Origin of the sequence: Methanosarcina sp. WH1 (assembly GCF_000970005.1) — an archaeon.
Lineage (GTDB): Archaea > Halobacteriota > Methanosarcinia > Methanosarcinales > Methanosarcinaceae > Methanosarcina.
Genome location: NZ_CP009504.1, coordinates 576,203 through 599,923 on the forward strand (window position 1 = coordinate 576,203; position 23,721 = coordinate 599,923).

General features: G+C 44.0%; 21 protein-coding genes. 3 read left to right on the forward strand and 18 right to left on the reverse strand.

The features are described from left to right. Window positions 1–16: 16 nt before the first annotated feature. From MSWH1_RS02605 to MSWH1_RS02620, 4 genes are all read right to left on the reverse strand, one after another. A complete protein-coding gene (locus MSWH1_RS02605; RefSeq protein WP_048125821.1) occupies window positions 17–1,174 on the reverse strand; it encodes an NAD(P)/FAD-dependent oxidoreductase in 1,158 nt (385 codons plus the stop codon). 21 nt (window positions 1,175–1,195) lie between these two features. After that, window positions 1,196–2,137, reverse strand: a complete 942-nt coding sequence (locus MSWH1_RS02610) for a UbiA family prenyltransferase (protein ID WP_048125823.1) — start codon at window positions 2,135–2,137, stop codon at window positions 1,196–1,198. A gap of 253 nt (window positions 2,138–2,390) precedes the next feature. After that, window positions 2,391–3,863 carry a tRNA guanosine(15) transglycosylase TgtA gene (gene tgtA, locus MSWH1_RS02615; RefSeq protein ID WP_048125825.1) on the reverse strand — a complete coding sequence of 491 codons (1,473 nt, stop codon included), beginning with the start codon at window positions 3,861–3,863 and terminating at the stop codon, window positions 2,391–2,393. Between the two features lie 342 nt (window positions 3,864–4,205). Next, window positions 4,206–4,793 carry a pyruvate kinase alpha/beta domain-containing protein gene (locus MSWH1_RS02620; protein ID WP_048125827.1) on the reverse strand — a complete coding sequence of 196 codons (588 nt, stop codon included), beginning with the start codon at window positions 4,791–4,793 and terminating at the stop codon, window positions 4,206–4,208. A 453-nt stretch (window positions 4,794–5,246) separates the two neighbouring features. Here MSWH1_RS02620 and MSWH1_RS02625 point away from each other — a divergent pair, with 453 nt between their 5' ends. After that, a complete protein-coding gene (locus tag MSWH1_RS02625) occupies window positions 5,247–5,996 on the forward strand; it encodes a proteasome assembly chaperone family protein (protein WP_048125829.1) in 750 nt (249 codons plus the stop codon). Window positions 5,997–6,000: 4 nt separating this feature from the next. After that, the gene (locus tag MSWH1_RS02630; RefSeq protein WP_048125831.1) at window positions 6,001–6,390 is read left to right on the forward strand and encodes a DUF473 domain-containing protein; all 390 of its coding nucleotides are present in this window, start codon (window positions 6,001–6,003) and stop codon (window positions 6,388–6,390) included. Window positions 6,391–6,677: 287 nt separating this feature from the next. Here the strand turns inward: MSWH1_RS02630 and thsB are convergent, their stop codons facing one another. Both thsB and MSWH1_RS02640 read right to left on the reverse strand, forming a co-directional pair. Further along, window positions 6,678–8,306: a thermosome subunit beta gene (gene thsB, locus MSWH1_RS02635; RefSeq protein ID WP_048125833.1), complete on the reverse strand. Its 1,629-nt coding sequence runs from the start codon at window positions 8,304–8,306 to the stop codon at window positions 6,678–6,680. Window positions 8,307–8,909: 603 nt separating this feature from the next. Continuing rightward, window positions 8,910–9,479 carry a hypothetical protein gene (locus tag MSWH1_RS02640; protein ID WP_048125835.1) on the reverse strand — a complete coding sequence of 190 codons (570 nt, stop codon included), beginning with the start codon at window positions 9,477–9,479 and terminating at the stop codon, window positions 8,910–8,912. A gap of 269 nt (window positions 9,480–9,748) precedes the next feature. Here MSWH1_RS02640 and MSWH1_RS02645 point away from each other — a divergent pair, with 269 nt between their 5' ends. After that, on the forward strand, window positions 9,749–11,077 hold the full coding sequence (locus tag MSWH1_RS02645) for a hypothetical protein (RefSeq protein WP_048125837.1): 1,329 nt from the start codon (window positions 9,749–9,751) through the stop codon (window positions 11,075–11,077). Between the two features lie 785 nt (window positions 11,078–11,862). Here the strand turns inward: MSWH1_RS02645 and MSWH1_RS02650 are convergent. The 12 genes from MSWH1_RS02650 to MSWH1_RS02700 form a co-directional block, all read right to left on the reverse strand. Next, complete coding sequence (locus tag MSWH1_RS02650; RefSeq protein WP_048125839.1) at window positions 11,863–14,913, reverse strand: FAD-binding and (Fe-S)-binding domain-containing protein; 3,051 nt, start codon at window positions 14,911–14,913, stop codon at window positions 11,863–11,865. Between the two features lie 139 nt (window positions 14,914–15,052). Further along, on the reverse strand, window positions 15,053–15,670 hold the full coding sequence (locus MSWH1_RS02655) for a 4Fe-4S binding protein (protein ID WP_197074011.1): 618 nt from the start codon (window positions 15,668–15,670) through the stop codon (window positions 15,053–15,055). Between the two features lie 5 nt (window positions 15,671–15,675). Next, on the reverse strand, window positions 15,676–16,035 hold the full coding sequence (locus MSWH1_RS02660) for a TrmB family transcriptional regulator (protein WP_048125841.1): 360 nt from the start codon (window positions 16,033–16,035) through the stop codon (window positions 15,676–15,678). Between the two features lie 213 nt (window positions 16,036–16,248). Next, window positions 16,249–16,398 (reverse strand): hypothetical protein, encoded by a 150-nt coding sequence (locus tag MSWH1_RS18750; RefSeq protein WP_156148057.1) that lies wholly within the window; start codon window positions 16,396–16,398, stop codon window positions 16,249–16,251. A gap of 400 nt (window positions 16,399–16,798) precedes the next feature. Continuing rightward, the gene (locus MSWH1_RS02670) at window positions 16,799–18,022 is read right to left on the reverse strand and encodes a SufD family Fe-S cluster assembly protein (RefSeq protein ID WP_048125845.1); all 1,224 of its coding nucleotides are present in this window, start codon (window positions 18,020–18,022) and stop codon (window positions 16,799–16,801) included. Beyond that, on the reverse strand, window positions 18,004–18,747 hold the full coding sequence (locus tag MSWH1_RS02675) for an ABC transporter ATP-binding protein (protein WP_048125847.1): 744 nt from the start codon (window positions 18,745–18,747) through the stop codon (window positions 18,004–18,006). Before MSWH1_RS02675 ends, MSWH1_RS02670 begins: the two co-directional genes overlap by 19 nt. A gap of 90 nt (window positions 18,748–18,837) precedes the next feature. Beyond that, window positions 18,838–18,999 (reverse strand): hypothetical protein, encoded by a 162-nt coding sequence (locus MSWH1_RS18755; protein WP_156148058.1) that lies wholly within the window; start codon window positions 18,997–18,999, stop codon window positions 18,838–18,840. Beyond that, window positions 18,986–19,648: an MBL fold metallo-hydrolase gene (locus MSWH1_RS02680; RefSeq protein WP_048125849.1), complete on the reverse strand. Its 663-nt coding sequence runs from the start codon at window positions 19,646–19,648 to the stop codon at window positions 18,986–18,988. The genes MSWH1_RS18755 and MSWH1_RS02680 overlap by 14 nt, the downstream gene beginning before the upstream one ends. Before the next feature lie 65 nt (window positions 19,649–19,713). Further along, window positions 19,714–20,688, reverse strand: a complete 975-nt coding sequence (locus MSWH1_RS02685) for a DUF128 domain-containing protein (protein WP_048125850.1) — start codon at window positions 20,686–20,688, stop codon at window positions 19,714–19,716. Between the two features lie 446 nt (window positions 20,689–21,134). After that, window positions 21,135–21,668, reverse strand: coding sequence for a DUF5817 domain-containing protein (locus MSWH1_RS02690; RefSeq protein ID WP_048125852.1), 534 nt, complete (start codon window positions 21,666–21,668; stop codon window positions 21,135–21,137). 6 nt (window positions 21,669–21,674) lie between these two features. Beyond that, window positions 21,675–22,349 (reverse strand): undecaprenyl diphosphate synthase family protein, encoded by a 675-nt coding sequence (locus tag MSWH1_RS02695; RefSeq protein ID WP_048125855.1) that lies wholly within the window; start codon window positions 22,347–22,349, stop codon window positions 21,675–21,677. A 114-nt stretch (window positions 22,350–22,463) separates the two neighbouring features. Continuing rightward, window positions 22,464–23,648: a redox-regulated ATPase YchF gene (locus MSWH1_RS02700; RefSeq protein ID WP_048125857.1), complete on the reverse strand. Its 1,185-nt coding sequence runs from the start codon at window positions 23,646–23,648 to the stop codon at window positions 22,464–22,466. Between the last annotated feature and the right edge of the window lie 73 nt (window positions 23,649–23,721).

Below are 23,721 nucleotides of genomic sequence, written 5' to 3' on the forward strand. Positions count from 1 at the left end.
TGCCTTCGTTTCCAGTTTACTTATTCCTAAGGAATGCTCTGTATTTCAGCATAGCCGAGGGTTTCTTCTTCAGCATGAAGAGAAATACCTGCATAGCCTGTTCAAAGGCGCTGCCATGGATAAAGGACAGGTCTTCTTTTTCAAATACCCTTACCATTTCATCGATTTCCCTGTCCGTCATCTTCCTGAGGGTTTCAAGCCCTATGCGGCCCAGGTAATGCTCGACCTTAAATTCTTTTTCCCAGGTTTTCCTGTATTCCGAAAGAGCACTTTTTGAGACGTCTCCCTTTTTTACAGCATCTGCCGCAACATCTCCGCATATCTGGCCTGCCCTCATTGCATAGCCTATCCCTGACTGGCCTGCAGCTCCTCCAGCTACCATTATCCCATCTGTAATGTATTCCCCCGGTATGGTGACGATAGGGTCTCCCCCGGAAAGTTTTCTTACAACCTCAAGTTCCTCGAGTCCTTTAAGCTTTTTGAAACGTTCCACCCAGGCATTCAGGTAAGGGGTTGCATCCTTCCCACACCTGCGCACATAAGCTCCAATCGCGGCATTATCACCTCCTCTGGGTGCATAGGTGGTTTTCCAGCCGGGAGCGTGGTTTCCTACATAGTACTCAAACATTTCAGGTTTCCCGAGCCTTGGAGCCTTGACGTCCAGCTCAATCCCCCAGGCAATATCCCCCGGATGTTTCATTGTCTTCAGACCAAGAAGGGATGCCATTTTTGAATTGATGCCGTCGGAAATTACTATAAGTTTCGACCTGAAGACCCCTGCCGAAGTAATTATGGCAAATTCTCCACCTTCTTTTCGGATACTGTTTACCTCTATCCCTGTCTTGAGGTCAACTCCTGTTTTGATTACTTTTTCAGCATAAAACCGGTCAAAGCTTGTTTTGTCGATAGAATAGCCAGGGGTTTCTACTATAACTTCGCGCCCTTCAGGGGAGATGATCTTCATCCCCCTAAGGTAATGTACGACATAAGATGGATCTACCTTTTCTCCACACTTGTCAAGCATCCCCTTAAAAAAAGAGTTTGCAGGGTGTGGCGGATTCCCTATCTCTTTCTTTTTTTCCAGCAAAAGGACATTTGCACCCTTTTCACAGGCATTTCTGGCAGCCATGAGCCCTGCAGGAGACGCCCCGATTACAATAATTTCCGCATCCATTTTTTTTGTCCTATTCTTTTTTCACCAGAGAATGGAGGTATAAGATCCAAGGTATATACAGAGCACCACGTCCAAGATCATTGATCCGAACATTATTGCCCTGTAGTTTGAGCCGTTAAGGAAAAGCGCCCCACCTCTCTCAGGAGTTGGGTGTTTGATAAAATCAAAGCACTGGGCGAGTAGCCAGAGCCCTGAGGCAAGAGCTCCCGCAAAAAACACCGGTCCGAGTCTGGCTGACCAGCCTATTATTACTGAAGCAATAACTCCGATAATCCACCAGAAGGTCACAAACCTGGCGGTAAAAGGAATTCCAAAAGTTACTGGCATTGTGGGAGCACCTTTTAACCGGTCTCCTTCTACATCTCTGGCAACGCCTCCCAGAGTAAAAGCCCAGTCTGTAACGCACATCATGAGCCCGAAGCAGATTGCAGGCAGGGGCAGTATCACTCCGTCGCTGCCTTTCAAAATCCCTGCAGGGTCAAAGGCAAGCCAGATGCCTATAGGTACAAGCCCGTAGGAGATACCCACAGGTAGGAAGCTCAGGAAGGTGCTGCGCTTTGCAAAGATTGAGTAAATGGTGATAGTTGCAGCTGCGATAAATAGGACCGCAAGGGATTCCGGGTTCAGGTACGTGGCTGCCGCAGCTGCGATAAGCAAAAGAAAGAGGGCATACATTATCGCCGAATTTTTCGAGATTATCGAGGCAGGAAGAGGGCGGTCAGGGATATTGATTGTGTCGATATCAACATCGCAGCAGTCATTGAATACATATGAACTGGTTATGGCCGCAAAGCCTCCTATCACGGCAATCAAGAAGGGGACAAATAAGGGCAGCCCTCCGGTTGCCAGGTAGGAAGCAAGAATTGCGCTTGCGGCGGGGAGGGTAAGGTCCATGTAGTAGAGTTCGGGTCTCAGCAATCGGAGGTAGGGGCTGAGTTCCCCGATTCTTGCTGTAAGGGACAATCTTTTCACCTGTGCTTTTCTGGTTTGTATTGGGAGTTTGTTGTATTTCGGGAATTTTCAGGTTTTTAGTATTATCAGGAGTTTTACAGTTAGTCCTATAAACATTGGCATCTCAAAAAAGTTTCCTTTTTTCTTTTTCAGGAGAATCCTGCCATGAGAGGGCAATTGAAGGGTTTATGAGATGCATGAGAACCCCTGGAACCATTTAAGAATCCGTAAAAAATCATATCCCCTTTAAGGGGCTATGAGATGTTTATTCTTTTTTCCAGGTGTCTCTGTAGACAAGTTCAGCTTTTTCTTTTATTTTTTCGAGAAGAGGATGCTCGAACTCCCGTTCACAGACAAAGGTAAACTCCGCTTTTGGGTTAAGTTCCATCAGTTTAAGTGTATTTGAAAGGGCGGTGCTGAGAGCTTCGTAATCCGGAAACTTTGAAATCTCGGCATTGAATGGGTATACCTCTTCCATCTCTGCAGGGAATGCCCCGAAAGGTGCTTTGAAGATCAGAAGCTGATCATAGCTTCTTTCCCCTTTCACCGGAGTTGTGCGGATAAGGGTTTTTCCTTCCACGTTGAACCTCTCCAGTCTCTTTCCGAAACGCAGGACTTCCGGCCGGGAGGTGGATTCCGGTCCGCAGTAAAAGTATGTTCCTTTAGTTGCAGGGTCAAGCTGTTCCAGCCATGCAGAGTGAGTATAGAGTTTTTTCAGCCCGTCAAGAAGTTTTGGATGGGTACGGCAGCGTTGTTCAACAAGCTCGAGCAGTTTTCCATCCTTTATGCACTGTTTGATAAGCCGGATTTCTGCAAAGGTTGCGTAAAGATTATGCCTTGCGAGAAGTTCTTCCTTATTTTTGGCTTTTTTCAACTCGTCAGCAGTATATTTAGAACAGATAGGACAGGAACAGGGCAGGTAGTTCAGTTTTTCTATGTGATAAGTCCCGTTTACAGTAATGTAACGCCCGTCCTTGGCATAGAGGGCATAAGCAGCCGAGTCAAAAAGGTCACAGCCTAGAGCGACTGCAAGAGAAAACATCATAGGGTGCCCTGCCCCGAAAAGATGTACAGGGGAGGTTGGAGAAAGCCCTTTTTTGGCTGCAGCAATTACATCCACAAGCTCTGCGTATCGATAGGATTCCATTAGCGGAACAACTGCCCCCAGGGGATATACTTCAAAGTTCAGATCTCTTAAGTGGGATGCAGCCCTTTCCCTGAGTTCAGGATAGGTTGATCCCTGGACCGGGCCTGCAAGGAGCTGTTCGCTCTTAACGAATTTGCGGGCAGCTTCCAGGCGTTCGGCAGTGACTGCAAGTTCTTCTTCTGCTCTTCTGTAGTGGACGTCCGGTGGAGTCGGGATATCAAGCGGGACTATGATGTCGCTCCCGATTTTCTGCTGGAACCCGAGGATCTCTTCGTTTGTAACTTCTACTGATCCGTATACTGAAAGCTGGAAAGAACCCGAGTCTGTCATAATTGGCCCGTCAAAGCCAAGGAGTCCATGCAGCCCATTCTCAAGGGCGACACTCCGCAGTTCTTCTTTCCGGTAAATTATATAGGAATTAGTGATCAGAATCTCTGCCCCGAAGCTTTTCATCTCTTTTGGGGAGATAAGCTGGATGTTCGGGTTTATTACAGGCATGACAGTAGGAGTCTCAACAATCCCGTGAGGAGTTCTGAGTTTACCTATCCTGCCGCCTGCGTCCTTGTCGAGAATTTCAAATGTCGCTGACATGCCGGGGGTATAGATGCCTCTCAGATATATTTATCTTTGGGGCGCCCCGAATTGAGCCTCGTCTGAATTGAGCCTCGCCTGAATTGCGCTTTGGGATCTCAGGAAATTGGAGAGTTTCTGAGAGTTACTATGTAATCGCAACAGTACGCGGTCCTTTTCGCTGCGCTCAAGAAGACTAATTGCTGAGTTATAATAGTGAGCTTCAATTAAGAAGACAGAGTTACAAACATTGTTGATCTTTTCCGTATTTTTCATGGTTATAAAGTTTCGAGCGAATCACATGATATCTCTGTTGCAATTATAGTCCCCACTCTCCTCATTTATCCCTTCGTTTTTTCTGGATCAGTTTTCTTTTGTCCGCGGCATTGCAATAATTTCCCTTACCTGAAGGGAGAAGAAATCATTGCTGTGAGCTGGCCTTAGCACAAGAGCTACGTCTGCACCCCACCTTGTGCCTCCTACAGCTATGATTTCGGTGTCGTCAGAGACAGGGATGTGGCCTGAGTCTGCTGCCATGATGGCAACTTCTATGGCTACCTTGAAGCCTTTTCCGAATAGGGAACGCAGAGTATCGGCAATTACTTCAAGCCTTGAATAGCCCCCGAACTTCTTTGTGATCGAGCGCTCTATTCCGGAAAACATATGTGATTGGGTGGTAATTACTGCTCCAAGTTCTTCTAGCTTCTTTTTGTACTCTTCTTCTACTTCCCACTCGCCTTTTTCCTTCTGCCCGTACTGGTGGCTTACTCCAATTACTTTGATGTTGCTGCCTTTTACTGCCTCTGCCATTTTTAGAGCGGTTTTTCCACTGGTACTGGCAACTACAATATGGGATATTCCAAGTTCTGCTGCCCTTTTAGCTGCAGCCTCAACAACTGCTTCCGTGTTTTCTTCTCCTACGCTGTCCAGATAAAGAATTGGTTCTTCCATGAATTAATTCCTCCTGTGTTTGATTTTAATTTTCTTTTACTAACTGCTTTACGGACTTTTTTTCAAGTTCCTGTTCTGCCATTCTTGGATTTCTTTTCTGTAGTCTTCCCTTTCCTGTTGTCTTCCCTTTTATATGAAACTCTTTTCCCTCTCCTTTTTTTCTCCGGAATCACCTCAGCTCGCATTTAGCAAACGTTGAGTGGAGAAGGCATTGTGATTAGAATATACGTTTCTGATCTGAATTATTTTTTCGCTGTCATGAGAAAAGATATATATTGAAAGGATTCTCTTTTAATAAAAAGGAGGGTTATGGCATTCGGAATCCCGGATTCGTCGATATTTTTCCATTGATGTCTGTGCAGAAAGTCACGCAGACCCGGACTAGCGAGAAACTTGTTTATTTAGGATTAGCAAATATAATCATAGGGGTTTCATTTCCTTGAGGTGGTTTTTTTGTCAACTACTACAGACTATGACAACAACGACGTGAAGATTATTACCAAACCTGTGCAATCAAAAAACCCTATTTTGATTGAAGGTTTTCCCGGAATCGGGCTTGTGGGGAATATAGCAAGTCAGCATATGATAGAAGAGATGAATATGGAATATATAGGTTCCATTGAGTCCAGGTATTTCCCTTCAATTGCAGTGCTTTATGAAGGGCTTATAAACATGCCTGTAAGGATCTACGAAAACGTGGAGCACAACCTCATTATAGTCATCTCTGATATTCCGATAAGCCACTCGGTCTCCTACGATGTAAGCAATGCCCTCGTGGACTGGGCAGAGTCTATCAATGTCAAGGAGGTTACTTCCATTGCAGGAATTGCCATTATGGACGGAGAGCATAAGGTTTTCGGGGCAGCTACCACGCCGGAAATGCTGGATAAAATAAAAGGCAAGGTAGAAATTTTCCAGATGGGGACGATTTCCGGGATTTCAGGCAGCGTAATGGCTGAGTGCCTGCTGCGCGGGATTCCTGCAATTAGTTTACTCGGGGCTACAAAAACCCAGAATCCTGACCCGAGAGCCGCTTCTGCCGTTATCGGAGTCCTTAATGAACTTTATGGGTTTTCGGTAAGCACGGAGAGGCTTATAGAACAGGCTGAGCGCATAGAAATCGAGCTCCAGAAGCTTTCTGAAGATGTTCAGGCTACCGAGCAGAAAGGAGAAGTCAAAAAGGAGTTCCCAATGTACGGGTGATACCATGGAGTACACCGCGTTAACAGGAATTGCCGATTCCTTGATTGAGATCCTTAAAAAACACGAGCTAAGGACTCTTGAGATCCGGAATCCGCAAAACGTCTTCGGAGTATTGGGGCTCAATGCAGGAGACAGTGTTTTTCTGACTTCTACGAGCCTTCAGGACCTTACTGATGGGACTCAAGGTCTCATAGCAAAGGTTGTTCAAAAGCAGGTCTCATTTCACTCATTTGTCAGCTCAAACGATGTCTACCTTGAAGAGCGAGAAACTCTTTCAGTCCGCATTCAACTTGAGTGCAGGTGTATGGCAAGGGTGCGAAATGTTATTTCAAATGATATCGGAAAAATAGTGAGAGTAGATGTAAGGGAAATCTCCTGCTACGAAGCCAGGTAAAGATTTCATAAAACTTCAGCAAGAAACCCCTGAGTCTTTAGCTCAGGGGAGGAATGCATCAACTTCCGTCCTGATCTGTTGAATTAGTTTTTTATAGGCGACATCCAAGGGTAACCATGTATTCTTTCCGATCGTTTACCGATTATCCTTTGCTCCTAATCGGAGCTTCGGTCAAAATAAGTTATTTCTTTACTTTTCCTTGAATTGCTTTCTCAAATATCAATTTAAAAAAGAGAGGTCCGGAAAATTTGAGCTTTTCCGGAAACCGCCAGTTTAGTTTTAAATCTTTACATGTCTTCCGGCATTTCGCCGCCTGGCATTCCGCCTGGGCCTGCTGTTCCACCGCCGGATGAGGCGATTACATCGTCGATCCTGAGGATCATGATTGCAGCTTCTGTAGCAGCGTTGATTGCCTGAGTCTTGATTCTAAGGGGTTCGACAACATTGTTTTCGAACATGTCCTCGATCTTGCCTGTGTAGACATTGAGTCCAGCCCTCTTGTTGCCCTTTTCATGCTGGGAGCGCATTTCCACAAGCATGTCTATCGGGTCAAGCCCTGCGTTTTCGGCGAGAGTCTGGGGAATGATTTCGAGGGACTCGGCGAACTTCATAACAGCAAGCTGTTCTCTGCCTTTAAGGGTTGCTGCATATTCCTTGAGCCTGAGAGCCAGTTCTATTTCAGGTGAGCCTCCGCCCACAACAATCTTCTGGTCTTCGAGAGCAACGCCCACAACTCTGAGAGCGTCTTCGAGGGCCCTCTCAATTCCTTCAACTACATGCTCGGTTCCGCCACGAAGCAGAATTGAGGTGGTCTTACTGTCCTTGCAACCTGTGACGAAGGTCATTCTGGAACCTGTGACGTCCTTTTCTTCCACAAGGCCTGCATAGCCGAGATCGGAATCCTCGATTTCATCCATGCTTGTGATAACTTTTGCACCTGTTGCCCTGGAGAGTTTGTCCATGTCACTCTTCTTGACTCTGCGCATTGCGAAAATTCCTGCCTTTGTCAGGTAGTACTGGGCGAGGTCGTCTATGCCCTTCTGGCAGAAGACCACATTTGCGCCAGTCTTGATGACCTTTTCCACAATTTCCCTGAGCATGATTTCTTCCTGGTCAAGGAAAAGCTGCATCTGGTCAGGGGTGGTGATCTTTATCTCGGCTTTTGTTTCAGTCTTCTTGAGCTCGATTGGCACGCTCAGGAGCAGGACTTTTGCATCTTTCACCATTTCCGGCATTCCGGTGTGGACACGTTCTTTATCAACGATTACACCTTCAATAATCTCGGAGTCCGCGATACTTCCACCGGGTCTCTTTTCGATCTTGATGTCCTCAATGTCCACAGTGATCTTCCCATCTTCACTTACCTCAACAACCGATTTAACGGCCTGAACTGCAAGCTTGGAAAGGTGGTCCTTGTCAGCCTCTGCGCCTTTTCCAGTAATGGCTGTGCCTGCTATTTTTACAAGAGTTTCGGTATCTTCCGGAGATGCGCTGATTGTGACGGTCTCCAGGATCTTTGTAGCCTGATCTGCTGCAAGCCTGTAGCCACTTGCGATAATGGTGGGGTGAACGCCACTTTCAAGCAGGTCTTCTGCCTTTGTCAGGAATTCTCCTGCGAGCACGGCCGCTGTGGTTGTTCCGTCCCCTACCTCGGCATCCTGGGTTTTGGCGACTTCTACGATCATCTTTGCACCTGGGTGCTCGATGTCCATTTCTTTGAGGATAGTTGCTCCGTCGTTGGTGATGACGACGTCTCCCATGGAGTCTACAAGCATCTTGTCCATACCCTTCGGCCCAAGAGTGGTCCTTACTGCCTCAGCTACTGCCTTTGCGGCCATGATGTTGTTGTGCTGGGCGTCGGAACCGTGGGTTCTCTTGCTGCCTTCTCTTAAAATAAAAATCGGTTGTGCTGCCAAAATTTAATCTCCTTTATAATGATATGAATTTCTATGAATTTTTATCAGTAGTATTTCTGAGCACGTTATTTTTGTGCGTAATTTTTCATATTCTTAATGCAAGCACTTCTATATAAGAATTTCTCTGGAGGTAAGGTTTTGAATATTTTAAATTGGGTCTTCTGGTCCTTTTAATGCCCCGAATCCCGTCTCCCGAGTTTCGCTTCCCGAGTTTCTCTTCCCGAGTTTCGCTTCCCGAGTTTCGCTTCGGGAGCACGAGGTCCTTTTCGCTTCGCTCAAGAGGACTAACAGAAATACTAGTGCTTCGATTCCAAAATAATTTCCTTATTTAGTGGAAAAATCAGTGGTCGATTAATCAATTCCATGCGTCTTCGGTTAAGAGAGAATCATGATAAATTACTCTATTTCCGCAAAATCTCTCAAAAGTATATATTGATGCGAAGTTGGAACATGGTATCGATTTTAGTTTTGATGTTCGAAATTTGAGATTAATTTTTGCTCTAAAATCTATAGCATACAGGCAAGAAAATTCCTTAACCAATGACCAATGTTATCAATTCAAAAGTTAAGTTTTATAATCTCATTTCAGAATCGCAGTACTGGTTATTTATCTTTAAATACCTTCATAAAAATTGTATTTTCGGAGATTTTACTCTCGACTTTGGCTCCACATGTTTTAAATAAACTTTCAAATGTTGCTACATTTAATTTTGAGTTATTAAGGCCCAGACTATGAGTTAATGCTAGTAAATAGTAGTCGCCATTGTCCATGTAGTCTACTGTATCAAACATGTGTGATGTTCCAAAAACAATCGTTAGTCCATCTATAACCTCTTTTAGACTGCATTCGTTAAGAGGCTTCTGGAGAAAAAACTGTACTACACATTCTATGGGTTTATTTTTGGTCACATACTCCTTAAATCGCTCATGATTTACAGTTTCCATTAGTATTTTTAAAGCCCCTTTTTGGACACAACAAACCGAACTTATCGATTCACACGCCAGCCAAAATTTTTGTTCAGTAGATAATTCCGGGCACAGTTTTGAATTGTTTTCCAGATGTTCCAATGCTAGTTCCAGGGCCTTTTGTTGTGTTTCAAATTTTTCTGCATGTTTTTTCAATAATTCCCAATGTTTCTCTGAAATGGTGGTGGCAATGCGGTGTCTTTTCATATTAGGGCTCACGATTCTATTCCTCTTATCCGCTTCATTAGTTTTCTAATGTACATGCTGAACATACGATACGCAGATAATCTATTTTTACATGTGTATTCGATATCAGGTCATTACAGAAAAAAATTGTTGCGGGATTTATCCAGTTAATGAGCTACTCCCAAAACTCAAAATTGCTCATCTGAATCTCGTATTCTAAATAATAAAGACATTAACTTTGTTTTTAAAAAAATATTTTTCTGAATTTATTTAAAAAGGTGGAAATAAAAATGATTAGTCTTGAAGCACAATTAAAAGAAAGAACATCTTTAGTAAACTTTGATCCTATCTGTACTGTTAAGCAGTTGTGGGATGCAGCGATTGCTCACCATAAAGATGGAGATTTTGATACAAATGCAATGACGGATATCTACCAGCGTGTTGATCCGCGGTTAACTTATCAGGATATTGCAAATGTAATAAGTGCAGTATACGCAGATACATACTGGTCTGGTGTACAAATGGATCCAGGAGTATTGGTCAAACATATGGTACAGGCTTTGGGGGTTACTCGTGACGATGCTCAAGTATATGCAAATAAAGCCATGTCTCAATGGAGGGGTATGCTAACACGTAAGTATACATCAGATTCAGGTGTGATTCCAGTAGATAATTGTTGCTTGGGTATCGATTTATTATGCAACCGAGATGGCGCGTTTGATACCGATGAATTAATAATTAATTGGAATTCTACGTATTGGAACACACCCCAAAAAGGCAAAAATTATTTTGCTGTCCGCTGTCAAAATCTTAGTTTTAAAGGGCTTATTACACCTAAAGTACAAATGTTCTATACTCAAGCTGGGTTTAATACACCTCCTACCGAATGGCACCAGGTCTATACTCTTAAAGACCAAAAAACAAAAGGAGATATATTGATTAAAGGAAAAAAAATAGGCCAACTGGATGAAGGTGATCGTGGAGCTAGTGAATCATTCATATTGGATTTTGTACCTACAACAGACTCAAATCATTTCTGTGCTATAGCGGCGGTTAGTTCAGAATTTTTTGATAACAATCCTCTAACGAAACACGATAACTGGAGTACATCAACCTGGATTATGTACAACGGGGCGGCAGCATGGCACAATTTAGACGCACAAAAATCTGTTGAATCGTCCCTGAAGTTTTATAATCAAGATGGTCGACCTGAGAAGTTCTCCTTTGAAGCCCATTGCAAAAAAGTACCTGAAGGCACAGTGATAGCTCTTAATTTTAAGGATTCAAAGTTACATGACGCAAATAGTGGCAATGTTAAAATCACTCGTGGATATCAATTTGTCTCAACCGAAGCCACAGTGCCTGCAAATCATAAAGGTGAGCTTAAAGTCTTGATAAATACTCCTGATGGCGAACTCCTCCCAGAGGGTGCTTCAGTAGAAGTACGTATGTTGTGGCTTCTTGATCATACTCATGATCGATACTTAGATGCTGCCGATATGTTGTGTGCTCACGAAGATGCCAGGGCATTAAGGACTATCAAAATGCCTATGGGCAATTTCATTTTTACAGGAATTCAAAGTGATATCTTAAGTCCTTCTTCACTACAAAAAATATGATTCTTTGTTGAATAGGGGGGAAAGGTTATTCTTTCCTTTCCTTTTTTGATATTTTCTCATAAGTTTGAAACTATTATTGCGACTGAAGCTTCCATAAATAGAGGGTTAAAAACTTTCATTTAATACATGTGGCCGAATAGTGTGAGAGATTTCTAAGAGCGTGTCTTAAAATTAAATTTGATTATACAATTGGGACCGAACTTACGCATTTGAACTGAAAAACGGTAGAATTAAACCGTTAAATGTCTAAAGTGTACATTTTAACTATGATGTCTTATGTCTTTGATTTTATACCTCGAGCGAGTAAGTCCGATGTAATTAATTTACGATCTGAATTTTAATTCAACAATGCCTATTATCCAAATGCGGAAGTGATTTGTATTTTTAGACATCCTCTAAGATATTAACTTGAATTGGTAAAGTATTTCTCAGAAAAAAACGATAGCTTGGAACGTTGTTGAATTTTAGTGAACATCTGCGGCAAGTCTGATTTATATATAGGTTTGTTGTAAAACCTATATAAAACTAAAAACCAAAACATTGCTCTTTTATCCTAAAAAGGAAAGTAGTGGGTTTGATTTATTGAAACTATAAGCATAAGAATCTCTCTGCATTTTCCTTAAATGCGGAGATTGTACTCGCTTTTTCAGAATTAATAAATAACTCACGGATACGACTGAAAATTAGATTCACAGAAAAAATACCGCAGTTTCTAAAATATAAGTTGAAGAAGCTCTGGCATTTTATTTTCGACTTCTTCGATATAGATTTTGTGGGTAGGATTCTCAATGTGTTTTTATGTACTCTATCATCCGCGGGGTCAGCAAAGGGATGATTTCGGGCAGCATGTTTGGCATCAGATTATCCATTGCCTTTGGCATGAGGTCCGGGAGCATCTTTCTCATGTAATCAGGCATAGGGACCCGCCTCTCAACAGCCTTGAGCATATCAGGCATGACCTTTGGCATGACAGAGGGCATGAGCATCGGCATCATTATGGGCATCATGGGCTTCATCATGGCATCCATTCCGGGCACATACTTGACCATCTTCATCATGGCCTGAAGGGGGGCTGGCATTGCGGCCATCATCTGGGGCAGGAGTTCTACCATCAGGTTGGTCATGTTTTCGGGCTGCAGGAGGTCGATCATCTTCTCAAAGGGCACCCATGACTGCAGGGCGTAGTTTGTCGTGTCCGGGATGTCATATCCAAGGCTTCTTGCCACAAGGGCGCCGAGGTCCTGGGACTCTATGTTCATGTTGGTTTTTTCGGCTGCGACACGGAACTGAACCGTACAGCAGGGACACAGAGCCGCAATGATGTCTGCGTTTACATCTACAGCTTCTTGAAGCCTCATACTTCCAAGTTTATATGCAACCGGAGGTTCGGCAATAAGGCTCACCACCGAACCACAGCAGTGGGCCTTTTCCCTGTTGTGTTCAAGTTCTTTGAACTGGATGCCAGGAATGGCTTTCAAAAGTTCCCTTGGGGGATCGTATATCTCGCCTCCGGCTCTTCCCAGGTGGCAGGAGTCATGCCAGGCAACCACTTTATTAAGGGGTACCTTGAATTTGGGTTTCAGCACGTCCAGGTGCTCCACCAGGACTTCGGAATAGTGCTTTGTCTCAAACCCGTATTCGATTCCCAGTTTTTCCGCCCACTGGGGATAGACCGTATGCCACATGAGCCAGCAGGCGGGACAGGAAGTTATCACGGTTTTTACGCCCCGCTTTTTCATGTTGGCTACGTTCATCCTCATTATCTTCTCAAAGACGTCCCATTTCCCGGCAACGAGCATCGGGATTCCGCAGCATGCCTCTTTATCTCCCAGGCCCGTAAACTCGATTCCTGCATCATCGAGCATGCGGACTGCCCCTATGGCCACATCTTTTTCTACATAGGAGGCGGTGCAGCCTGCAAAGTAGGCATACTCGGCTTTGTCTTTCATTTTTGCCCTGATTTCGTCAGGAATCCATTTATCCCTGTCTTTGCTAAGGTTTGCCCAGATGTTCCTCTCTTTCAGGAGGCTTGCAGCCATGATCTCGAAGGGTGGGAAAGTCATCTTTTTCTCTTCATCAACCAGCTTTCCGCGCATTGTCATCCAGGCATGTTCGATTGGCATGTCCAGCTCACAGCGAGCGTCGCACATCTGACAGGTGGTGCAGGCAAGGAAGGTGTTCGTCTGCCTCTGGTCAAGCTTTTCCCGGCCTGCCAGGTATTCCTTGATAAAGAACCATTTCCCCCGGGGAGACTGTGACTCCCAGCCCCTGCCGTAGTACTGGTCACATTCACTTACACAGTACCCACACTGGGAACAGGAGTAGGCAAGTTCGGCAATGTCTGCGGGGATATCCTTTTCGTCTTTGAAGGAAACTTCCCCAATTCCGGACATATTTCCAACGAGCCTGCCCATAGGTTCGAAAGAAGAGCCAAGGGAAACGGCTGTGTTCAGGAGCCCCTTCCCTTCCAGGGTCTCAGGATTCATGATCTCATCGGGGTCGAATTCTTTCCTGAAGGCTTCTATTTCCGAAAACCGGTCTCCAAAGACGCTTTTTTTCTTTGAGGCAAAGAAGAGGCCGGAAGAATAGGCTCTGCCTCCGTTTTCCTCTGCAATTTTCAGGACGCTCAGGGAAAGGGCAAAGGCCGTATTGAAGAGTAAGGAGCGCTCGGAGTGGCGCATGAAGCAGAGGAGTACAACGTTTCCGTCACTGATTACCATCCCTTCGGTGAGCACCGGGAGTTTTATCCTCTTTTCAATTTCTTCAAAAGCACTGTCCATCTTCTCAAGCGGTACCAGGATCTCGGCAGGGATGAAGGAGGGACCGAGCCTTTTAACTTTCATGGACTTGAACCATTCCTCAGTCTCATGCTTTGCAATCTCTTCGGGAAGGACTGTGCCTCCTGCACTCTCAATTGCTTCTTTGAGACCCGAAACGTCTTTTGAGGTAGGGTACATGAAGGTACAGACGTAAGCAACCGGCAGCACTGGCCTATGTTTGTCCACAATTTCCCCATAGTGGAGTTTCTGGGGTGATTTGTTTTTCATGTCCGCCCACTCGGGGTTAAGGAAGGAGATGGACCAGAGGGGGATGTTATTTTTCCTTATAGTTTTTACCGCTTCTTTCATGGCTGAAGCATCAGGGAAGCTGGCGGAAACAGCCTTTCTCTCTTCGAATTTCTGGACATTCAGGGTAATTTCAGTGATAATGCCCGTGGTTCCCATCGTCCCTATTAACTTATTGAGTTCGGGACCGGAAAAAACCCTTATTTTTCCGTTGGGAAGAACAACCTGGGCTTTTTCCATGCTCTCGTAGCCCCAGCCGAACTCATAACTCCCATACCCGGCTCCGCTCTGAGCCAGCCAGCCTCCGACTGTCGAGGAAGGAGCGCTTGAAGGGATCGCCCTGACAGAAAGCCCATTCTCTTTCAGTTTCCTTTCTAACTTTTCCCAGATAATCCCGCTCTGCACCACAGCTTTCTGCCCTTCGGGGTCGATGCTTATAATCTTATTCAGTAATGTAACATCGGCAACTATGCCTCCTTTTGTAGGGATTACCCCGCCATACCCTGAAGAAGCTCCTGCACGTGGAACAACTGGAATACTGTGCCTTTTTGCAAATTCCAGAAGCTTTACTGCGTCTTCTTCCGTCCGGATTTTTACAACAGCTGCAGGGTCGGTGTTTCCTATCACCTTCTTGACAAGAGGGGGTAAGGCTCCTATATCGTGGTTGTAATAGTGGCGATCACGTTTGTCAAGATTGACGTATTCTCCGAAGAGTTCGGAAAGTTCTGTTTTCTGGGCTGCTGAAAGTTCCGGCACATTTTTTGTTGTCATGTTTTTTCTCCTGGGTTATGGCTGATTTGTGGACACTTTACAGTGTACAGATGGTTGTGATATGTCAGGTTCTTGAAATTTTTTAAGCTCCCCTTTATTTTATAATGGTCATAAAAATAAAAAAAATAAAAATTGATAATTAAAAGTGAAGGGCATCTTTGGGGCAGACACTCACACAACGCCCGCATTTGATACAGTCGGGTTTTGTCTCTGCCTGGCAGACCTTAAGCTGCATGGGACAGACTTTTTCGCATTTCTTGCAGCTGATGCATTTGTCTTTTTCAAGCTGTAGCTGGTACTTCTTTCCTCCGAGCAAGTTCTGGGCTGTTCCCATCGGACAGAAGGAACACCAGGTCCTCGGGCTCAGGTAGCTGCCGAGAAGGACCGCAATTACCGTTGTCACAATGCACATGGTGACAAAGACCATCCCTATCTTCTCAAAGATGTTCAGGGTTCCGACGATGCTTGAAATCCTGTAACCCATGAACCCCATCATCAGGAGAAAGATCGGAAGGCGCACCCACAGGCTCCTTAAGATTCCAGGGATCTTTCTTTTCTTTGAAATTTTGCTGATCCAGAAATCAGCAAGGCTTCCCCTGGGACAGAGGTTTCCGCAGAACCATCTGCCTCTGAAGGGGCTGATAAGGAAGATTGCTGCAAAAATAAGCAACACAAAGTATCCGAGGGCAGGGTACCAGAGTCCCCCGATAGAAACGATCAGTACAAGGATTCCCAGGTAGGGAGTGATTTTAAGCACTTAATTTAACCTCCGTTTTCCCATTGTTCGAGTTCCTGTCCGAGTCTGTCAGCCCAGGAATGAACTATTTTTAAAATAATATTTTTAATCTGATTTCTTGAATGGATTTTGTAAATGAAGACATAACCCCCTCCGTCAAGGTTCTGCTGTGACCTCTGGAGAACCCCTTTCTCGTGCAGCTTTTTCACGGAGCGCTGGACTGTAGAAATATCCAGATCCAGAGATTTCGAAAGGGCATCAGTATCAATCCATTTTTCGGGTTCGTTTAAAAAATGCTTCATTACGTTCAGGTCGGCTTTTGTAAGATTGAGAGCGCACTTGATTACGTCTTCTATTTTGAATTCCTTGCAGGCAAAGTCCATTATTCCAATCCCTCCTCTCTTTTACAGTACTGTTGTATTATATCAGGAGTTTATATATACTGGCAAGTACGGTGTATTACAAGCAAAAACACGAAGTACACTAATTTTTTTTGTCTGTTTCCTTTAATCTATTTGTTTTTTTCAGTGGTTTCCAGCCACTCAACCTCATGCCCCCAGCATAAATCTGATATCTTTACTAAAACAAATTTACCTGATTTAATATAACTCCATTTCTATTTTAATTTCTGGTTTATGTTTCGAGAGTTGTTTTTTCATATAATATTCAGCTTTCCTGAATCTATGTATTTTCTCCTTTTTGTAGAAATTTCTCTCTTTTTTCCGGATTTTTTCCCCAATTGTCTCCAAATGTGCCCTCCATCTACCAAATTGAGATAACTTTTTATACTCCCTCCCCAATCTGCAAATTGCGGTTTAATGAGCTTGCTTGATTTGAGGTTTCTTCTCCACAAAGAACTCCGGTCGTGAATATGCTTTCGGCTCATTAAAATCCACATATACTCCACAAAAAACCGGCAGGTTTCTCCTTTTCTCCTGCCGGATACAAACATCTTTTTTTCAAAATGAAATACACAGGATTCCCGTCATTTCAGTGGCGGGTAGTTGACTTAAAGTATACTTGATTTGGAAAAATCTGTCTTCTTCTTCTTCAGGCCTCTCCCATAGGCTCCCTATTTCCCCTTCTGAAGGCAGATCTTTTCCAGATCAGTTTTCCGGAGAAACCCTACAGTTTCCCCGGTGCCGGGACTTACATCCCGAAAGCCGTCTGTGCAATCGTATTTTCTATTTCGTTCTTTAGCTCTTCCGGGATTCCCTTTATCCCAACATCCAGGAAACCCCTTATGATCATTCCAATGGCTTCTTCTTCGGTAAGTCCTCTTGCCATCAGGTACTCTACCTGGTCTTTGGCAATTTTTCCCACAGCTGCCTCATGAGTAAGCTCGATATCGTCCACGTTGGCCTCTAGGATAGGGATTGCTAGCTGACTGCCTTTATCGGTTAGGACAAGCCCTTTGCATTCCAGGTGCCCTTTTGCACCCTTTGCATTTCCTATCATTTCTCCTCGTGCAACTAATCTCCCGCCGATTGTGATTGTCCTCGATATGAGTTCTGCTCTCGTATCCGGGGCGTTGAAAATCGCCCTGCTTCCAAGGTCGAGTACGGAGCCTGAGTGTGCAATTGCTATGGTATTGAGCCTTGTAATTGCTCCCTTCCCTTCGAGCCTGACAGTCGGATAGGTCTGTACGGAGCGCACTGGTTTCAGGCAAATGTAATTGCTCACGTAAGTCCCGCCTTCATCTACCTGCACAACTGTCCTCGGGCGGACTCCTATCTGTTCAGCCCAGTTGTGGATCATTGTGAAATTCAGGGTGGCTCCTTTTTTTACATATATTTCGGATATTCCAAGGTGCAGGCCTTCTTCAACTCCCTTTTTAGCGGTACAGCCTGTGATAATATCGAGACTTGCTCCTTCCTCGACGACTATGATATTATGCACTGTCTGGGATACCTTTTTGCTGTCCAGCATCAGGCAGGTCTGGACAGGCATGGAGGATTTCTTTCCCGCAGGCGCACGGATAAAGTAACCGTCCGCATTTTCAAGGTAGGTTTTTGCCGTGTATTTGTCAGTATCCACCTGCACGAGGTTCCAGGAGTAATCTTTGAGCCACTCATACTTTTCAAGGGCTTCATGCGTGGACATCAGTTCCACGTTATCATCTTTATGAGAAGAGTGTGAGACCGCATTATCCAGTACCAGAAAACTACCGGATCTGCCTTCTTCGTTTGGGATTATCCCTACCTGAAGCAGGGTTTTTTTGCTTTCCTCATCAAGAGTTTGAAGATCTTCAACAGGCTTGCTGACCTTAGAGCCCTCCTCATATTTTACCAGTTCAAAATCTTCCCCGTAAGCCGCTTTTTTTTCAGCTGCGTTCTCGGCTCTCTTTTTCAGGCTTACTTCATCAGTCTGCATGTTATACACTCCTGGTACCCTTTATTTTTTATTTCTTCCAGCATTTTAAGGGGATTTCCTGAACACATAACTGTTCCATTACACAGAATATACCCTCTATCTGCCTGCACATAATCCAGAACCTTGCCTGTATGGGTAATGATAAGGGCTGATTTTCCCTTTTTGCATCTCTCACCCGGGCATTTCAGACCTTCTTCAAGAAGCCCTTGTATTGTCTTTCCGACCTGTTCGATGCTTACAAGGTCCACTCCGGACTCAGGCTCGTCCAGAAGGTAGAGAGTCGGATTCTGGGCTGCAAGCTGCAGAAGTTCGGATCTTTTGATCTCTCCACCTGAAAAACCCACATTTACATCCCTGTCCAGAAAACGCTTCATATCAAGGTTTCCTGCAAGGGTTTCAGGGTCTTTTTTTCCTTTCGAGGCTATTTTTACAAGGTCCCTCAGTTTAATTCCGGACATATCCGGTGGGCGCTGCATCATAATACCCAGCCCGCGGCGGGCTCTTTCGTCTACTGGAAGATTGGTAATATCTTCTCCATTAAACAGTATTCTGCCCTTCACAATCTTGTACTCGCTAAAGCCCATGATTGTCCTCATAAGGGCTGACTTTCCAGCTCCGTTTGGGCCGAAAAGCACATTTGTATACCCTTTTTCAACCTCCAGGTTCACGTCATGAAGCAAAATTTTCCCGTTGACCTCTACAGTCAGGTCTTCTATTTTCAGCATCGATGTTTCTCCCTTTATCTTTAGATACGGTTTCCCCTATCTATTTACCCGTATCTCGAGAAGTAACCGTTAGAATTGAGTTTATTTAATTTATATTTTGGCAGAAATAAAGATGAAATCAGACTGTTCTGGCATCTTTGCCTGATTTCCAGTTATCTGCACTAATTCTTTTATTATTGTTGTAGGACATTGTATTTCTAACCATCCGTTTCTGCAGGGTCTCTCTATCTTTTTAAATTTACTGGAGTTCAAAGAGCATTCCAGCTCTAGTTTCCATATATTTTGAGGGGAAAGCGCTCTTTATTTTTTCCTTATGGACTGTGCAGTGTCCGGCTGCTATCAGTTCCATCTCTTTAAGCCTATCAAACCTATCCCCATCATGCAGCCCGCCAATAATTCCTTTAATATCTCCATAGCACAGAGCAGCATCCATAATCACATCAATCCCCGGATGAGCGCAGCCTGTAAGCACATAGGACCCGTTTTCTGTGCTCAGAACAAGAGACTGCTCTTTTATTTTATCTCCAAGTTCTCCTGTACTCCAGATCCCATTAGATATCTCCACGGCTTCCTTTATCTCTACAAGGTCAGCCTTCTTCTTAATTTCCCTTTTGAGATTCTCTGAAAAAGATGAAGGGACATACACAGTGAGTCCGGGGTTTACATGAAGGATTTCGGGCAGACCCCCTATATGGTCCCAGTGCTGATGGGAAAGGACTAGTTTGCTTATACTGGCTGGATCGACGCCAATTTTCTCCATATGCTTAAGAAGCAGAGTCCCATCCCATCCGGTATCGAAAAGAATGGTCTCTCTGTCTGTTTCAAGTAGAGCCGAAAATCCCCAGCTTCCTGAGAAACCAGGGTTTGCTTCATTATCATATAGAATTGTCAACCTGAGCATCTACCCGCCTCACATTTTCAGTATTGTGCATTTTATTGCGCATTTAATTATTCTAAGTTGTCCGTTCATATTTCTGACATTGTTTGGTAATCCAGTACAGTGGAAATCGGGTTTGTTTCAATTTCAATTCCTGTTTCCTCAAGGGCACAGATCCCGTTAATCCCTCCGACTACCGCAACCCCGAAATTTCCGGTTTCAACCGGAGCTCCAAGTAAAAACTCATCAATATCTCCTGTAGTGATACAGCCTGCAAGACCCACCTTTTCTGCATTTTTCAAAATTTCTTCTGCCATATTATGAGCAGAGGCGTTTATCTGCCGCATATTGGCTAGGATTTTTCCTTCCCCTTTTTCAAGTACCTCAAGAACTGAGGTAGGAGCCCTGTTCATGAAAATCTTTATTGGATCAATGGAAGTCCCACTGTAGGAGATCAGGTCAAGAAAACGTGCCGGTTTATGGTTTTCTATCTGGAGTAATCCTCCATAAGCGGGTTCTACGGGGATACCTGCTTTCAGGAGAAGCCCATCAAAAGTGACACTGCATACGGTAGCAATTCCTATTTTCCCAGGGGGAAGGGGTATTTCAGGTTCCGAGTCTTCTTCAAATATTCTTATCCTCGGGCTTATCATATACCCTGAATGAGCCGTATAAGATATTAGATTAATAACAGTCTCGAAGTCGTCTTTGTCAAAATAAGAAATATTTACCACGACGTCCCCTTTGTCTGTTTCGGGGGTATATGTGGTCCTGAATGCCATTTCTTCGATCCTGGATATTACAAAACCAAAACGGTCCCCTATAAGGGCATCATTCATTTCGCTTTCTCCAAGACTTGTAAGCGTACGCCCGGCATATCCGTGTTTGTGTGTAAACCCTCTCTCATCCAGGATCCTCAGGTGGTAGCGGACAGCCCTCTCTCCTATATCATAGCCCCGGTTGTTCAATTCGTCAGCTATTGCCCGGGCACCTATAGGTTTGTCACTTTCGTGAATCACCCTCATGATTTCAATGAGTTTTCGCTCTATTTGCGGATCCATCATGTTTATAACACCGTTATACCCTGTATTTATTCCGTGAACTTTACGAATAATCGTGATAAAACCACGAAACTCACACATTGAATTATTTTGTGTGTGGGCTCAATGAGTAAATTTAAGTGATTTCAGTAAGCAGTTTGCCGGGACGCCGCTATGAATTTTTCGGTAAATCCCGGATCAGTATAATTCTTTTTGAATCTAATTTGATTCTTTTTGAATGTAATTGGCTATTTCTCGATAGTTTAAAATGGATTTAATCCTGCTTTTAAATACTCATTTATAGTAAATCTTTTCGTACTTAATATAAGTTTGTCTTATTTAAGTTCACAATAACTGCCTGCTGAGAATTTAGGAAAAGAGAATTTTCCGGATAACAAAAAGTTCTTTTCCATTTTTGTATTAACTTTTTCTTTTCCATTTCTGTATTAACTTTTTCTTCTATTCATAAATTATACAAGCTTTACAATTCCAGGTTCGGGAGAGTAAAGCTCTCCTGATTCAAGAAGTTTCTTCAGAATTACTTCAAATTTCTCCTGACTTATTCCTTTTTCTATAGCTTTCTCACAAAACTCTTCAATTCTTATTTTCCCATTTGAAACCTTAAGGATTTCATTGAGGATTGATTTTTGGTCTTTTTTAGAGGCTGTGCTTCCAGGAGAAATTCCGGACCCCGGTTGAGCTGTTCTTTTCACAGCTTGAACTTCGGAAGTTGAGCTTTCAGCTTCTTTCGGAAAGGTTTTCAGGAAAAAAGTTTCTTTCCCTTTCCCGGAAAGTTCAGCCTGTAAGCGGGTCCTGAAGTCCACAGCTTCGGATAATTCTTCAAAAGAGCCGAATATTCTGAGTTTGCGCGCCTGCAGGAGGGCTCCGCAGTGCTGGCATCTAAGGTTTTTCTTCCCGCCCTTTGTTATCTGGGCATGCTGCCTGCATTTAGGGCATACTACCACAACATAAAGAGGGTATCCGGGTTTTTCTCTAAACTCCATTTCTTCTCACCTTCCGTACCTTCTCTGCCTCTTCTGGAAATCCCTTATCACTCTCAGAAGGTCTATTTTCCGTATCTCTTTCCAGTTGACATCCGTAAAATATAGTTCCGAATAGACGGATTGCCAGACAAGAAAATCCGAAAGTTTCTGCCCGCCCGAACGGATCATTATATCAGGTTCATGCTTGACAAGGAGGTGTGATTCAAGCATTTTTTCGTCCACTTCTTCCGGTCTGATACTTCCTGCCTTAACATCATCTAGAATAGAAAGTACAGCCCTGGTGATCTCCCCTCTTCCTCCAAAACCAAGTGATACGTATACAAAAAAATCCCTGCCCGGTCGGCTGCTCCTAACTTCCCCTTCAAGGCCATATATTTCATAACCTGTTCCGGAAGGAAGATCCATGAAACTTTCTTCCAATATGGTTCCAAGCGTTGACGCAAGCTCGATTTTCACCTGCTGGTCAGTCTTAAGAATATCCACATACATGCTCACAAGTTCTATCTTAAACCCTTTTAATGTGAGGAGCGCAGCCTGGAGTTTTTCCATCCCTTTAAGCTCAAAAAGATCGGTTTCCTTGAGTATGATAGCCACATGTGCCGGGGTTTTTGTAGTTGACCTCGTTATTTGCCAGGCCAGGTACTTTTCATAGAGAAGATAACCAAAAGAAAGCAGTTCCATCAAGTATTCCTTCTAAAAAAGCCTTAAATGGCCTGGTATTTGTTTTTCATTGTTCATTTCCTGTTTCAAGTTTTTCTCAGGTATGCAGGTTTTTTCGTCTAGTTTTACAGCAGATTATTTTGCAGTAGATACTATCTTGATTACATCTCCATTTTTCAGCTCGTGTTTTTCACCAAGCCTGAGTCTTGTCCTTGCGTCCACCGCATAAAGGAAACGATCTCCGATCTCGGTATGGATCTGGTATGCAAGGTCGTGGCAGGTAGAACCTCTTTTCATAAGGTAAGCATCTGGCAGCATATTCCCTACTTTGTCGGACCATTTTCCTTCGTCTTCTACGGGATATACTACTATAAGGTCAAGAAGTTCAAAGACAGTCCTGTTTATGCACTCCTGAACTCCGGTGGTACCAAGCCGTTCAATAACTTTGTGGATGGCTTCAAGCCCTTTCTTCTGGGCTTTTGTAAGATCTTCTGTAAGCAGCTCGAAGTCTCCATTTCCCGGCGTATACCTGATTATTCCACCTTTTGCCGCTGATTTCAAAGCAAGTTCGGCTGCTGCACTCGTAGGGACTACTAGTCTGTCAAGCTCTTTGAGTTTATTCAGGCTTTCTCCTGGGGCAATATCTGCCTTATTTGCAGCGATAAGCAGGGGTTTGCTGATTTCTCTCATAGTGTCACAGAGCTGGATTATATCTTCTTCAGTCCATTTAATATGATCCACCCTTGCAAGCCCAGTGTCAATTAAGGCAGCGTTTACGTGAGATTCCTTTATCCCTGCCCCTGCAAGCTGTTCTGAAATTACGATTTCAAGTTTTAACCCTTCTGCCTGGATTTTTCTGGAGAGCTTCACCCAGTTCCTTTCCAGAATTCCATAGAGCCACATGGTAATTTCCCTATTCAGGAAAACCACATCCTCAAGAGGGTCATGATCTCCTATTTCTACAGGGTTGCCCTCAGCGTCTGTCCCGCCTGAGGCATCTACAACATGAATTATTGCCTGAGCCTGCCGGAGCTCGTCCAGAAAAGTGTTTCCAAGTCCTCTTCCTTTGCATGCATCCGGCACAAGCCCCGCAACGTCAATGATATCAATCGGAACAAGCCTTATGCCGTTCACACACTTTCCACATGTTTTTTCCTTCTCTTTACAGGGGCACTCAGCCTGAACATATGTGACGCCGTGGTTGGCGTTGATAGTTGTGAAGGGATAATTTGCAATTTCAACATCTGCAAGGGTAGCAGCTTTGAAGAAGGTGGATTTGCCCGCATTGGGCTTCCCTGCAAGGCCTATGGTCATCGACATAAATTATAAAAAAGAGCTTGTTGCATTTAATCTTTATTGATATTGAAGTCGTGGAAATAGGTTTTTTCCTCCA